This window comes from uncultured Roseobacter sp. (assembly GCF_947488185.1).
Lineage (GTDB): Bacteria > Pseudomonadota > Alphaproteobacteria > Rhodobacterales > Rhodobacteraceae > Roseobacter.
Genome location: NZ_CANKYM010000001.1, coordinates 734283 through 747605 on the forward strand (window position 1 = coordinate 734283; position 13323 = coordinate 747605).

Sequence of the window (13323 nt, forward strand, 5' to 3'; positions counted from 1 at the left end):
TCACGTTAAAAAGGACGCCGTCATGACGCGTTACACCCCCGCAGAGATCGAAGCCCGCTGGCAAGCGGCATGGTCTCGGGATGAAGTTTTCAAAGCCGTGCGCTCGGCCGACAAACCCAAATACTATGTGCTGGAGATGTTCCCCTACCCCTCGGGGCGCATCCACATGGGGCATGTGCGCAACTACACGATGGGCGACGTGATCGCGCGCTATAGACTGGCCACAGGGCATAACGTATTGCACCCCATGGGCTGGGATGCCTTCGGGATGCCTGCGGAAAACGCGGCGATGGCCATCGGCGGGCACCCCAAGGACTGGACCTACGACAACATCAGGGACATGCGGGACCAGATGAAACCGCTGGGCCTCAGCATCGACTGGTCGCGCGAGTTCGCTACCTGCGATGTGGCGTACTACGGCCAGCAACAGGCGCTGTTCCTCGATTTCCTTGAGGCCGGACTGGTCTATCGCAAAAACGCTGTGGTGAACTGGGATCCAGTGGACATGACCGTCCTGGCGAATGAGCAGGTTGAACAGGGGCGCGGCTGGCGCTCCGGCGCGCTAGTCGAGCGGCGCGAGCTCACGCAGTGGTTCTTCAAGATCAGCGATCATTCGGAAGAGCTGCTCGATGCGCTGGATCGTCTGGAGAACTGGCCTGCAAAAGTGCGGCTGATGCAGGAGAACTGGATCGGCAAATCCCGCGGGCTGCAGTTTGCCTTCTCAACCATAGACGCCCCGGACGGGCATGACCGGATCGAGGTCTACACCACCCGGCCCGATACGCTGCTGGGCGCGTCCTTCGTGGGCATTTCGCCGGATCACCCGCTGGCAAAGGTGCTGGAGCGGGAGCGCGAGGACGTCGCCGCCTTTTGCGCGGAATGCCGCAAGGGCGGCACCACCGAAGAGGCCATCGAGACCGCCGAGAAGCTGGGCTTCGATACGGGCATTCGCGTCCGCCATCCCTTCGATACCGCACATGAACTGCCCGTCTACATCGCCAACTTCATCCTGATGGACTACGGCACCGGGGCGATTTTCGGCTGTCCGGCGCATGACCAGCGGGATTTCGAGTTTGCCACCAAATACGGGCTGCCGATCATTGCGACCTACCTGCCGTCTGAGGACAGCGACGAGACGCTGACAGAGGCCTACGTGCCTGCCAAGACGGAGAATGTCTTTTACAACCGTGGCTTTGCAGGCGAGCCGCATCAGACCGGGCTGGAAGGCATCGACACCGCCATCGACTTTTGCGAGGCCAATGGTATCGGCCAGGGCGTGACCAAGTTCCGGCTGCGCGACTGGGGCTTGTCCCGCCAGCGCTATTGGGGGTGCCCGATCCCGGTGGTACATTGCGACGCCTGCGGTGTGGTGCCCGAGAAGAAAGATAACCTGCCGATCGAGCTGCCCTATGACGTGGACCTCAGCGTCCCCGGCAATCCGCTCGACCGGCATCCGACATGGCGGGACACTGCCTGCCCGTCCTGTGGCAAACCTGCGCAGCGGGAAACCGACACGATGGATACCTTCGTGGACAGCTCGTGGTACTTCGCACGCTTTACCGCCCCGCACGCCGACACACCGACCGTGATGGAAGACGCCGCCTATTGGATGAACGTGGACCAGTACATCGGCGGCATCGAACATGCGATTCTGCACCTGCTCTATTCGCGGTTCTTCGCGCGGGCCATGCGGATCACCGGGCATCTGCCACAGGGCACCGAAGAGCCTTTCGACGCGCTTTTCACACAGGGCATGGTCACCCATGAGATCTACCAGACCCGCGATGACCGGGGACGGCCTGTCTATCACCTTCCCGAGGATGTGACAGACGGGAAGCTGGCAGACGGTACAGAGGTGGAGATCATCCCTTCGGCCAAGATGTCCAAATCCAAGAAAAACGTGGTCGACCCGATCAACATCATCTCGGCCTATGGCGCCGACACCGCGCGCTGGTTCGTGCTGAGCGACAGCCCGCCCGAACGGGATGTGGAATGGACGGCTTCCGGCGCGGAGGCTGCGTTCAAACACCTGACCCGCGTCTGGAACCTCTGCGACCGGATTGGCGCGATGGACAAAAGGGCCCAAGGCACAGGGGATGCGGAGCTGCTGCGCGCCATGCATGTCTGCATCCACGACGTAACCATGGGAATCGAAAGCTTCGGCTTTAACGCTGCGATTGCAAAGCTTTACGCCTTCACCGCCACTTTGCAGAAATCCAAGGCAGGATATGCCGCCCAGCGCGAGGCGATCATGACGCTGGCACAGCTGATGTCACCGATGACCCCGCACCTGGCAGAAGATATCTGGGCGCATCAGGGCGGCGAGGGGCTGATCACCACCGCCCCGTGGCCCAAGGCCGATGAAGCGATGCTGGTTTCCGACACCGTCACCTTGCCCATTCAGGTCAACGGCAAGCGGCGCGCGGAAATCACCGTGCCTGCGGATATGTCCAAAGAAGAGGTTGAAAAGGCAGCGCTTGCGGATCAGGCTGTGCTCAGAACCCTTGATGGCGCTGCGCCCAAGAAAATCATCGTTGTCCCCGGACGGATCGTGAATGTTGTTGTCTAGCCGAAAATTTCTGCTGATTTTGCCGCTGATGCTTGCCGCCTGCGGCTTTACACCGGTCTACGGGACGGGGGGCGCAGGCACGCAGGTGCAGAACAGCATCACGGTGTCAGAACCGTCGACCCGCAATGCATTCCTTGCGACGCAGCGGATTGAAGAGCGTCTGGGCCGCGCGGCTGAACCTGTCTACCGGCTGAACCTGTCTGTACGTTCCAGCCAGGAAAACCTTGCGGTTGACCGCGAGGGGAACATCACGCGTTACAACCTGCTGGGTTACGCGGACTATTCTCTGGTCGAGGTCGCCACGGGCCGCGTGATCACCTCCGGGTCGGTCGACAACTTCACCGGATACTCCGCTGCGGGTACGACGGTAGCCACGCTAGCAGCAGAGCGTGACGCGCAAAAGCGCCTGATGATTCTGTTGGCCGACCAGATCGTCACCCGGGTGCTGGTTGCAGACATCTGATGAAACTTTCCCCGCGCGACGCCAATGCCTATTTCGCAAAACCGGATGCCAGTAAAACCGGGGTGTTGATCTACGGCACCGACGGCATGCGCGTAGCGCTGAAACGTCAGCAAATGTTGACCGCCTTGCTGGGTGAGGGCGCCGAGGAAGAAATGCGGCTGAGCCGGATGGCGGGCAGCGATATCCGCAAGGACCCCGCCCTGCTGATCGATGCCGTGAAGGCGGTGGGCTTTTTTCCGGGTCCCCGCGCCGTTTTTGTCGAAGAGGTAAATGACACGGCGGCCCCAGCGATACTTGCGGCGCTGGAAGACTGGCAACCGGGGGATGCCCAGATCATTGTGACCGGTGGTGCCCTGAAGCCGACTTCGAAGCTGCGCAAGGCGTTTGAAGCTCATCCGCAGGCCTATGCGGCGGCGATCTACGACAACCCGCCGACACGGGAAGAAATCGACACCGCCCTGCGCGACGCCGGTCTGACACAGGTGCCCGTCGAGGCGATGGCCGCCCTCGCCGATCTCGCGCAAGCGATCGATCCCGGTGATTTCCGTCAGACGGTTGAGAAACTGGCGCTTTACAAAATGAACGATGCCGATCCGGTGTCTGCCGCAGATATCGCCGCCTGCGCACCAACGTCCACTGAGGCGGATGTGGACGATGTGCTGATGGTTGTGGCCGAGGCCCGCGCCCATGACATCGGCCCGGTCATGCAAAAACTGGTGGCGCAGGGTGCCACGCCCGTCGGGCTGTGCATCGGGGCGATGCGCCATTTCCGGGCGTTGCATCGTGCGGCCAGCGACACCTCTGGCAGGCCCACGATCTTCGGCCCCAACCGGGATCGGATGCTGGCCCAATCCCGGCGATGGGGTGCGGCGAAACTGGAAACCGCAATCACCCTACTGACCGACACCGACCTGCAACTGCGCTCCGCCGGGCAAAATGCGCCCGGCATGGCTCTGGTGGAACGTGCCTTTATCCGGCTGGCGATGCTGGGCGGGCGCTAGCTCTCCGGCGCAAACATCGCCATGACCTCTTCGGTGGTCATCTGATGTGTCTTTTCCGCAAAGCTGTAGCCCTTGGGCTTGTTGTCGATGAACAGCTCGCCCGTCAGCGGCGCAGCGCCTGCGTCATCCAGCGTACCGACCCCCAAGTGATATGTGCCCTCATGCGGACCCGGCGCCGTGACCCGGTAATAGACACTGCTGCCGCATGTCTTGCAAAATGCCCTCTCCGCCCAGGGTGATGACGCAAATGTGGTCAGGCTGTTTGCGCCCTTGATTTCGATGCTGTCGCTTGGCACTTCCAGACCGAGGTAGATCCCACCGCTCCACTTGCGGCACATGTTGCAATGGCAGGCACCGAATTCCTTCGGTTCGCTGGTCAACGTGTAGCTTACGGCGCCACAAAGGCAGCTCCCGGTCTTGGACATCATCATACTCCTTTTCTGGATACAGGTTCGTCAAAATTATTCTCACAATCCACTGACATTTTCTGTCATCAGTTGCCAGCCATCGCGCTGCATGAAACAGTCCAGAAAAGCAGCAATCCAAAGGACAGCAGACGATGTACAAGGTCATTGGCACAACCAAATCGCGGGCGTTTCGGGTGTTATGGATGTTGCAGGAAATGCAGGAGCCTTACGAGCAGATTGCTGCCGGCCCCCGATCAGAAGAAGCCATGAAGTACAATGCTCTGGGCAAAATTCCCGCGCTTGTGGATGGGGAGGATGTCCTGACTGATTCCGTGGCGATCATGACCTATCTGGCCGACAAGCACGGCAAGCTCACTGCGCCCGCCGGAACGGTGGCACGGGCCCGACAGGATGCGATGACCTTCTGGCTGATTGATGAGCTTGATGCGATTCTCTGGTCGGCTGCAAAACACAGTTTTGCCCTTCCGGAGGGCGTGCGGGTGCCTGCCGTCAAGGACGCGCTGAAATACGAATTCGAGCGATCAGCGGCCACCTTGTCCGAACGTCTCGACGGGCCCTTCCTGATGGGGGACGAGATGACATTGCCGGACATTCTGGCCTGTCACTGCCTGAACTGGGCGATCGGGGCAAAATTTCCACGCACGGATGACAAGCTTTTTCACTACGCCAAGGCGCTGCGGGAACGGCATGCGTTTCAAGCGGTCTCGGCCACGTAAGCGGCGGCGGCTCGGCCCGCCCACCGGCCCGTTGCCAGGCAGGCGGTGATCAGATAGCCGCCCGTCGGTGCCTCCCAATCCAGCATTTCGCCAGCGCAAAAGACCCCGGGCAGCGGTTTCATCATCAACCCCGGCGTCAGCGCGTCGAACCGCACCCCGCCGGCGACCGATATCGCCTGATCCAGCGGGCGCAGCCCGTCGTGAGAGAGGCGCAGTGCCTTGAGGGCTTGCGCAAGATCCGCAGGCTCTTGCGGCAGGGGACGCGCCAGTTCCTGCGCCAGCGCGATTTTCACCGGATCCAACTTCAGGGCCTTGCGCAAATGCGTCGACAGGCTGGATTTCCCCCGGACGCGCGACAGGCGTCTGGTGGCCTCTGCCGCATCAAGATCGGGCAAAAGATCAACGACCAACCTGTGACGCATCCGGACGGCGCGGCTGATCTCGTAGATGCCGCCGCCTTCAAGGCCTGTCTGGCTGATCACCGCCTCACCCCGTGACGCCATTGGTCCTGCCGTGAACCGCACGCCTTTCAACGCCTCGCCCGCGTGCTTTTGCATGTGCGGTGACCACACAATCTGCAGCCCCACATTGGTGGCTGCAAAGGGCGCAAGATCAACGCCACGTGCAGCCAGAATGTCGGCCCAGGCTCCGTCGGACCCCAAACGCGCCCAGCTCGCACCACCGAGCGCCAGTACCGTCACCTCCGCGCGGATGACTTCGCGCCCCTGTGGACCATCGAAAACCATGTTCCCGTCATGCCAGCCACGCCAGCGCATGTTGGTGCGAAACAAGACCCCAGCCCCGGTCAATTGGTTCAGCCACGCACGCAGAAACGGCGAGGCTTTCATCGCACGGGGAAACACCCGTCCGGTCGATCCGGTGAAAATCTCCTGCCCCAATGCGCGCGCCCAGTCCTGCACCGCGGTTGCGTCGAACGTCTGGAGTATCGGGCGCAGCGGGTCGGCGGCTTCGAAATAGCGGGGCATCATATCCTCGAAAGGCTCGTCCTTGGCCAGATTGAGCCCGGATTTGCCAGCCATCAGCAGCTTGCGCCCGACAGAGGGTTTGGCCTCACAGACCGTGACGCTCAGCCCTGCGGCGGCCAGTTCTTCCGCCGCCATCAACCCCGCAGGCCCCGCGCCAATCACCAGCGCGTGGCTCACTCCTGAACCTGCGGCATCTCGCCTTTGAATTCCACAACCCGGTGCGGATAGGGGATTTCGATGCCGTTGTCCCTGAGCGCGTTCCACACCAGAAAGAGCACATCCGAAGTGTATTTATTGGGCCCATCGTCCAGCCCGTTCACCCAGAATTCGACCGCAAAATCGATGCCGCTGTCGCCGAAGCCACGCAATTCGCAATCAGGCGGGTAAGGGGCATCCAAGACATCCGGATGCGTGGCAACGGCAGCCTCGATGATCGGCGGCACCTTGTTGATGTCCGTATCATAGCTGACCGAAAACGGCGCCTCATAGCGGTTGGCAGAGCCGGAATCGGAATAGTTCACCACGCGCGTGGTGATGAAATCCTCGTTTGGCACCACGATCCAGCGCCCATCGAAGGTTTCCAGAATCGCCGCCCGCGCAGTCATCTTCACGATCTGCCCGGCCTCACCGCCGTCGAGTTCAACAAAATCGCCGACGGTTGCCTGTCCTTCGATCAGGAGGATGACGCCAGAGATAAAATTCGATGCGATTTTTTGCAGCCCGAACCCGAGGCCCACACCAATTGCGCCACCAATCACCGCCAGCGCGCTGAGGTTGATCCCCATGATGTTCAGCAGCAGCAGGAAGGCCACGCCGAAAATCGTGAACTCGATGACCTTGGCCATCAGTTGGCGCAGCGACGGGCGCATGTCTTTCTGGTTTTCGATGAATTGCGCGGTCTGCCGGTTGGACCAGCCGCCCAGCCAGAAGAGGACGCCGCCCGCGATCACGCCGCGCACCAGGGACATGACAGAGAAGGAGATGTTCCCCAGCGAGACCGTCATCTCGTTCAGCTTGACCACCAGCGGGTCGAGCAACCCGACCGCATAGAGCGCGGCCACCGGAATCAGCACGTAGCGTCCCAGAAGCTTGAGGAAGGGATCGCCGATAATCTCCTTCACCAGGGTGCGCACGGCGAGGAACATGAAGACACGTTTGCCAAAGGCGATCACCGCGCCGCTGTCAAAAACCGACCGCACGACGCTTTCACCGATTGCCGTGAAGAGATAGGCCAGCAACGGCAGCAACAGGGGCAGACCCAACAGAATGGTGCGCCGCGCCTGTGCAAACATGTTGTCCGCGTCTTCTGCAGGGGTAATCACCCGGGTCAGCAACCCGCGCAGGCGACGCGCCACCACGATGGCCAGTAAATAGGCAAGCACCAAAAGGGCAAACTGGGACCACGCAGCAGGGCTCAGCGCCCAGGATTTTGCAAGTTCCCACCCGATGAGGGCGTATTCGGCAGCGCGCTGCACGATCTCCGGCTGACTGGACAGGTCAAATTCCACGCGGTGCCCCTCTTTCCATCGTCACGATCACACCTAGAGTCTTGCCCGTCACCGCCTGCCGGAGCAAGCCCAGATGTCCGATCCGATCTGCCCCCTGTGTGATCGCCCGATCCCGGCGGAGGTGAAACAGAGCCTTCACCACCTGATCCCTAAGCTGAAAGGCGGCAAGGGCGGGCCAACCGTGTTGTTGCATCACATCTGCCACCGGGAAATCCACGCGACACTGACAGAGGTGGAACTGGCGCGGGACTACGCAAACATAGACGCGCTCCGCCGCCACCCCCGGTTGGAAAAATTCATTGCCTGGGTGCGCAAACGCCCGCCGGGCTTCTTGTCGAAAGTGCCCGGCGGACGGCGCAAGAGATAATGGTCTAGCTGCACATCGCCTTGATCTGCGTGGCAAGGTCAGGTTGCGCGGCAACGGTGTCGACCGTAAGGGCCAGCGCCTGCGTCATCAGATCGTCAGGCGTAACAATCCGGTCAATCAACCCAAATCTCAGCGCCTCTTCAGCGTCGATTTTCTGCCCACCCATCAGGATCAGCTTGGTCCGCGCCGGGCCGATCAGGGCCGCCATGCGCTTGGGATCGCTCGGCTGTGGCAGGAAGCCCAGTTTCATGACCGGATAGAAAAACCGCGCCGTCGCAACGGAAATCCGCATGTCACAGGCCAGCGCCATACCCATCGCCCCGCCTGCAAGCGTGCCATTGAGCGCCGCTATCGACAGACCGGGCAGTGCCGCCACTGCTGTCGAGAGTTCTTCCCACAGCGGCGAGGTCGCGAGCCCGGCACGGGCGGCATCCAGATCTGCGCCTGCACTAAAGACCTTACCCGTACCTGTCAGGATCACGGCCCGCGCGTCCTGAGCGGACAGCATCACATCGCGCAAATCGGTCAGCATCTCTTCGGTCAGCGCATTGGCCTTGTCCGGACGGTTCAACGTAACCGTCCAGACATCACCCGCGCGGTCGAGCGTGATCATGTAAGGCCCGCTTGCCGACGGATGTCTTCGTCCCGCAGCGAAATCTCCTGCCCGCACCATTCATCTGCCGCCGGGCTGCACATCCATAACAGCGCCCGCGCGGGCCAGTCCGCGGGAATATGCACATCCCAGTCCAATTGGCTCACCGGGTTGATCCCGCTGGACTTGATCTCGCGCTGCATCTGCGTGGCGACCGTGCCCGGCGACAAGCCGATGGCGCGGATACCGTGTTCCGCCTCTTCCTTGTCGAGGCAGCGGGTCAGCATGTTCACCGCAGCCTTGGACGCGCAGTAATGGCTCCAGGCCTCCACCGGCCCATGGGCGGCCCCGGAACTGATGGTCAGGACCGATCCGCCCCCGCTCGCCTTCATCACCGGCACGACGGCCCGCATGCCGTAAAAGACCCCCTTGAGGTTGATATCAATGACGTCCCCCCAGGCTTCGACATCCGCGTCGCTCAGATACGAAATCGGCTCGATCACGCCTGCGTTGTTAATCAGAACGTCCAGTCCGCCGAACGCATCAACCGTGGTATCGACAGCGGCCGCAACTTCGCGGGCATTGGCGACGTTACAGGGGATCGCGATGGCCTGTTGGCCAATTTCCCCCGCCAGATCCGCAATCTGGCCCTGCCCGCGCGCGACAAGCGCCACGTTCGCTCCGGCCCTGGCGAAAACCCGTGCCGTTTCTGCGCCAATCCCACGGCTTGCCCCGGTGATCAGTACTGTTTTTCCTGTCATATCCATGTGCAACGCTCCTTGCTGATTGCCTTGTGGTAAAGTGCCGCGCGGGCAGGGTCCAGACCTACAGCCCCTTGACCATCGCCATACCTTGGCAGACCATGCGCGCGACTGTTGTTGATAAGGATTAGAGAATGACTTTTTTGACCCTCCGAACTGCGTCTGTTGCAGTGATCCTCGGCGCGGTGGCGTCCGCGGCACAGGCAGATGTCAGCGGACAGGATGTGTGGAACGACTGGAAAGCCTATTTCAACGGGGTCGGCTACGAAGTTTCGGCAGACGAAGCCAAATCCGGCGACACGCTGACCGTCAGCGACATCGAATTCACTTCTCCGGAAACGAGCGATGCCGCGGGCATGATCATGCGCATCGATCAGGTGACATTCACAGAGACGGATGACGGCAGCGTCAACGTGACCTTTCCCGAAGTGATGCCCGTCGAGATGTCCATCACCGATCCTGAAGGCGCAGACGCAAACATCCAGATGGAACTTCGCCCGTCCGGCGCGAAAACGACCGTGTCAGGTGTCCCGACGGAGATGACAAGCACCTATACGGCACAGAGCCTCGAACTGCTGTTGACTGAACTGATCGTGGATGGCGAAACGATCGACGCAGCCAATGTGGCCATGCGCGTGATCATGAACGGCCTGTCCGGTACCACGCAGTCCCGTGTGACCGGGAAGCGCCTCTATGACCAGCGTATGCAGGCCACAGACGTCGACTATACCCTTGCTTTCATCGATCCCGAGGGCCAGGGCACAGTTGATCTTGAAGGCGGGATAGACGGCATCAGCTTTTCCGGTGAAAGCGCCGTGCCGCTTGTCGTTCAGGATGCTAGCGATATCTCCGCCCTCCTCGCCGCTGGCATGGCGGTCAAAGGCGCGTTCGACTACTCGGGTGGTGCCACGACCATGTCGGTCAAAGAAAACAACGCCGAGGCTTTTTCCGCAGAGACCTCCTCGACGGGTGGCACGCTCGAAGTTGTCATGGGGGCCGATGGTCTGAATTACTCTGGCGGTCAGAACAACCTCAAATTGGCCATGACAACGGAGGATTTCCCGGTACCCATCGAAGTCGACATGGCCAGGGCGAGCTTCAACTTCGCGATGCCCTTGCAGAAATCCGACGCCGCCGATGATTTTGCCGTTGGTTTTTCCTTCAACGATTTCACAATGTCCGATCTGCTGTGGGGGTTGTTTGATCCGCAGGCACAGCTGCCGCGCACACCCGCGACTTTTGTGCTGGACCTGACAGGCAAGGCCCGGCTTCTGTTTGATTTCCTTGACCCCTCCGCAGCGGCGGCCGTGGACGATCCGGGCTTTACACCGGCCGAGCTGGAATCCGTGGACATCAATCGGCTTCAGGTCACTGCAGCCGGTGCCGAATTGACCGGCGAGGGTGCATTCACCTTCGATACGGATACGCCGGGTGCCGGACTGAAACCCAAAGGCTCTGCGGATCTGATGCTGGTCGGCGGCAACAAGCTGCTGGATACGCTTGTCTCCATGGGCTTGCTGCCCGAGGATCAGGCGATGGGCGCCCGGATGATGATGGGCCTTCTAGCCGTACCGGGCAAAGCCCCGGATACGCTCAATTCCAAGATCGAGATCAATGAGCAAGGCCACATCATGGCCAACGGTCAGCGCATTCAGTAATCGCTGAATAAACGCATGTAGACGAGAAAGAGGGGCGCGGCGAGCGCCCCTTTTTGCCTTCCTCCCTTGCAGTGCCCGCATGACACCGCTACCTGACGTGGAATTGGTTTGGAGCTTACTGAATGACCCAGTCGCCGGAGAGCCTGACCGCTCAGCTACTCGATGCCGCCCGGACAGCGGGTGCCGATGCCGCCGATGCCATCGTGATGCAGGGCACATCGCTCAGCATCGACGTGCGGACGGGCGCATTGGAGCATGCCGAACGGGCCGAAGCCGTGGACCTCGGGCTCCGGGTCTTTGTCGGCCAGCGCAGCGCCACGGTATCCGCGTCCGACACCGCCTCCAAGACGCTGGAGGAGATGGCCGTGCGGGCCATCGCCATGGCGCAGGAAGCCCCCGAAGACCCCTACACCGGTCTTGCCGATGCCGAGCAGCTGGCCCGTGATATAGATGTGGCGCGTCTGGAGCTGCACGATCCGACACCGGAACCCTCGCCCGCAAGCCTGCAGGAAGACGCGCAAGCCGCCGAAGCCGCAGCACTGGAGAACAAGGGCGTGACCCAGGTACAATCCGCCTCCGCGGGGTATTCCGCCCGACATGTGCATCTGGCCGCCACCAACGGGTTTTCCGGCGGCTACAGCCGCACCAGCCGGGGGCTGTCTTGTGTCGCCATCGCGGGGACTGGCACCGGTATGGAACGCGACGTGGATGGTGACAGCCGCACCTTTCAGTCCGATCTGCGCGATCCGCAAGAGATCGGCACACAGGCTGCGGAACGGGCGGTGGCCCGATTGGACGCCCGCAAACCACCCACCGGCAGCTTTCCCGTGCTCTTTGATGAACGCATCGCCTCTTCCCTGATCGGCCATTTGCTGGCCGCCATCAACGGATCATCCATCGCCCGTGGCGCGTCCTGGCTGCGTGATGCCAAGGGGCAACCGGTGCTGCCGGATCACCTTTCACTGGTCGAGGACCCGCACCGCCCCCGCGCGTCCGGCTCGCGCCCGTTCGATGCCGAAGGCTTGCCAACCCAGAGGCGCGAGATCGTCAAGGACGGTGTTTTGACCGGCTGGACGCTGGATCTGGCCACCGGGCGCAAGCTCGGGCTGCCCTCGACGGGAAATGCAGGACGCGGGGCCTCCTCTGCGCCCTCGCCCTCCACCTGGAATGTGGCGCTGAGCCAGAGGGAGGCGAGCCGCGCAGACCTGCTCCGCGACATGGGCACCGGCTTGCTGGTGACCTCCATGATCGGGGCGACTATCAACCCCAACACGGGCGACTATTCACGCGGAGCCGCCGGGTTCTGGGTTGAAAACGGCGAGGTCACCCATGCGATCAACGAATGCACCATTGCGGGCAACCTGCGCGACATGCTGCGCCAGATCGTGCCTGCCAATGACGCGCGGGCGCATCTGAGCCGCGTGGTCCCCTCCTTGCTGGTGCCAGGAATGACCCTTGCAGGCAACTGACCTCGCCCTGATCACTGATGCCATCCGCCTCGCGGGCCGTGTGGCCACCGGATTTGTCGGCAAGGATGCAAGGTCCTGGGACAAACCCGGCGGCGCCGGGCCGGTGACCGAAGCCGACCTCGCGGTCAACACGGCACTGGAAACGACCCTGCGCAGCGCACGCCCAGACTATGGTTGGCTGTCCGAGGAAACCGAGGACACTGCCGACCGGCTGGGCCAGGAGACGCTGTTTATCATCGATCCGATCGACGGCACGCGCAGCTTTGTCGAAGGGTCGCGCACCTGGGCGCATTCCGTCGCCGTGGCGCATCGCGGCCAGATCACGGCGGCCGCCATCTACCTGCCGATGCGCGACAAGCTTTATACTGCGGCCTTGGGAGAAGGCGCGTTTTTCAATGGCGCCCCGCTGACCACTTCGACCGCCGCGAACCTGAAGGAGGCGGAGATTCTCGCGACCAAGCCGGTAATGGACCCCCGTCACTGGTCAGAGGGGCAACCGGGTTTTCACCGTTCGCATCGGCCCTCGCTCGCGTATCGGCTGGGGCTGGTGGCCGAAGCACGCTTTGACGCCATGCTGACCTTCAGGCCAAGCTGGGAATGGGATATTGCCGCCGGGGCGCTGATCGTGACTGAAGCGGGCGGTCTGTGTACCGACAAATCCGGCGCGCCGCTGCGGTTCAACAATGCCACACCCACGCTCAACGGGGTGATCGCCGCCGGACCCAACCTGCACCAACAGGTGCTCTCGGCGCTTGCACCTGCCGCGCCTTGACCCCGGCTTCCAGATACGCGATTTTCCGCCAAC

The 13323-nt window shown here is 61.9% G+C and carries 13 protein-coding genes; 8 read left to right on the forward strand and 5 right to left on the reverse strand.

From position 1 onward, the window contains the following. Positions 1-22 precede the first annotated feature (22 nt). The 3 genes from leuS to holA are packed head-to-tail and all read left to right on the forward strand — an operon-like array spanning position 23 to position 4033. Positions 23-2569 (forward strand): leucine--tRNA ligase, encoded by a 2547-nt coding sequence (leuS, locus tag Q1A52_RS03705; protein WP_300011027.1) that lies wholly within the window; start codon positions 23-25, stop codon positions 2567-2569. Further along, positions 2556-3032: an LPS assembly lipoprotein LptE gene (gene lptE, locus Q1A52_RS03710; RefSeq protein ID WP_300011030.1), complete on the forward strand. Its 477-nt coding sequence runs from the start codon at positions 2556-2558 to the stop codon at positions 3030-3032. Before leuS ends, lptE begins: the two co-directional genes overlap by 14 nt. After that, the gene (gene holA / locus Q1A52_RS03715) at positions 3032-4033 is read left to right on the forward strand and encodes a DNA polymerase III subunit delta (protein ID WP_300011033.1); all 1002 of its coding nucleotides are present in this window, start codon (positions 3032-3034) and stop codon (positions 4031-4033) included. Before lptE ends, holA begins: the two co-directional genes overlap by 1 nt. On the opposite strand, the gene Q1A52_RS03720 is transcribed toward holA, so the two are convergent. Further along, positions 4030-4458 carry a GFA family protein gene (locus Q1A52_RS03720; protein WP_300011036.1) on the reverse strand — a complete coding sequence of 143 codons (429 nt, stop codon included), beginning with the start codon at positions 4456-4458 and terminating at the stop codon, positions 4030-4032. The two genes, holA and Q1A52_RS03720, sit on opposite strands and share 4 nt — an antisense overlap. Before the next feature lie 134 nt (positions 4459-4592). Between Q1A52_RS03720 and Q1A52_RS03725 the strand changes: the two genes are divergently transcribed. Next, entirely contained in the window at positions 4593-5177 is a 585-nt protein-coding gene (locus Q1A52_RS03725; RefSeq protein ID WP_300011039.1) for a glutathione S-transferase family protein, read from the forward strand. On the opposite strand, the gene Q1A52_RS03730 is transcribed toward Q1A52_RS03725, so the two are convergent. Together Q1A52_RS03730 and Q1A52_RS03735 are read right to left on the reverse strand one after the other, a co-directional pair. Continuing rightward, positions 5156-6340, reverse strand: coding sequence for a TIGR03862 family flavoprotein (locus Q1A52_RS03730; RefSeq protein ID WP_300011042.1), 1185 nt, complete (start codon positions 6338-6340; stop codon positions 5156-5158). The genes Q1A52_RS03725 and Q1A52_RS03730 overlap by 22 nt on opposite strands. Then, entirely contained in the window at positions 6337-7671 is a 1335-nt protein-coding gene (locus tag Q1A52_RS03735) for a mechanosensitive ion channel domain-containing protein (RefSeq protein WP_300011045.1), read from the reverse strand. Before Q1A52_RS03735 ends, Q1A52_RS03730 begins: the two co-directional genes overlap by 4 nt. 73 nt (positions 7672-7744) lie before the next feature. Between Q1A52_RS03735 and Q1A52_RS03740 the strand changes: the two genes are divergently transcribed. Further along, entirely contained in the window at positions 7745-8038 is a 294-nt protein-coding gene (locus Q1A52_RS03740) for an HNH endonuclease (RefSeq protein WP_300011048.1), read from the forward strand. Between the two features lie 4 nt (positions 8039-8042). Here Q1A52_RS03740 and Q1A52_RS03745 read toward each other — a convergent pair whose 3' ends face one another. Together Q1A52_RS03745 and Q1A52_RS03750 are read right to left on the reverse strand one after the other, a co-directional pair. Beyond that, entirely contained in the window at positions 8043-8651 is a 609-nt protein-coding gene (locus Q1A52_RS03745; protein ID WP_300011051.1) for an enoyl-CoA hydratase/isomerase family protein, read from the reverse strand. Further along, positions 8648-9397 carry an SDR family oxidoreductase gene (locus Q1A52_RS03750; protein ID WP_300011055.1) on the reverse strand — a complete coding sequence of 250 codons (750 nt, stop codon included), beginning with the start codon at positions 9395-9397 and terminating at the stop codon, positions 8648-8650. Before Q1A52_RS03750 ends, Q1A52_RS03745 begins: the two co-directional genes overlap by 4 nt. Positions 9398-9525: 128 nt before the next feature. Here Q1A52_RS03750 and Q1A52_RS03755 point away from each other — a divergent pair, with 128 nt between their 5' ends. From Q1A52_RS03755 to Q1A52_RS03765, 3 genes are all read left to right on the forward strand, one after another. Next, positions 9526-11049, forward strand: coding sequence for a DUF2125 domain-containing protein (locus Q1A52_RS03755; RefSeq protein ID WP_300011058.1), 1524 nt, complete (start codon positions 9526-9528; stop codon positions 11047-11049). A 122-nt stretch (positions 11050-11171) separates the two neighbouring features. Continuing rightward, positions 11172-12518: a TldD/PmbA family protein gene (locus Q1A52_RS03760; protein WP_300011061.1), complete on the forward strand. Its 1347-nt coding sequence runs from the start codon at positions 11172-11174 to the stop codon at positions 12516-12518. Then, complete coding sequence (locus Q1A52_RS03765; protein WP_300011064.1) at positions 12505-13290, forward strand: 3'(2'),5'-bisphosphate nucleotidase CysQ; 786 nt, start codon at positions 12505-12507, stop codon at positions 13288-13290. Before Q1A52_RS03760 ends, Q1A52_RS03765 begins: the two co-directional genes overlap by 14 nt. Positions 13291-13323 lie beyond the last annotated feature (33 nt).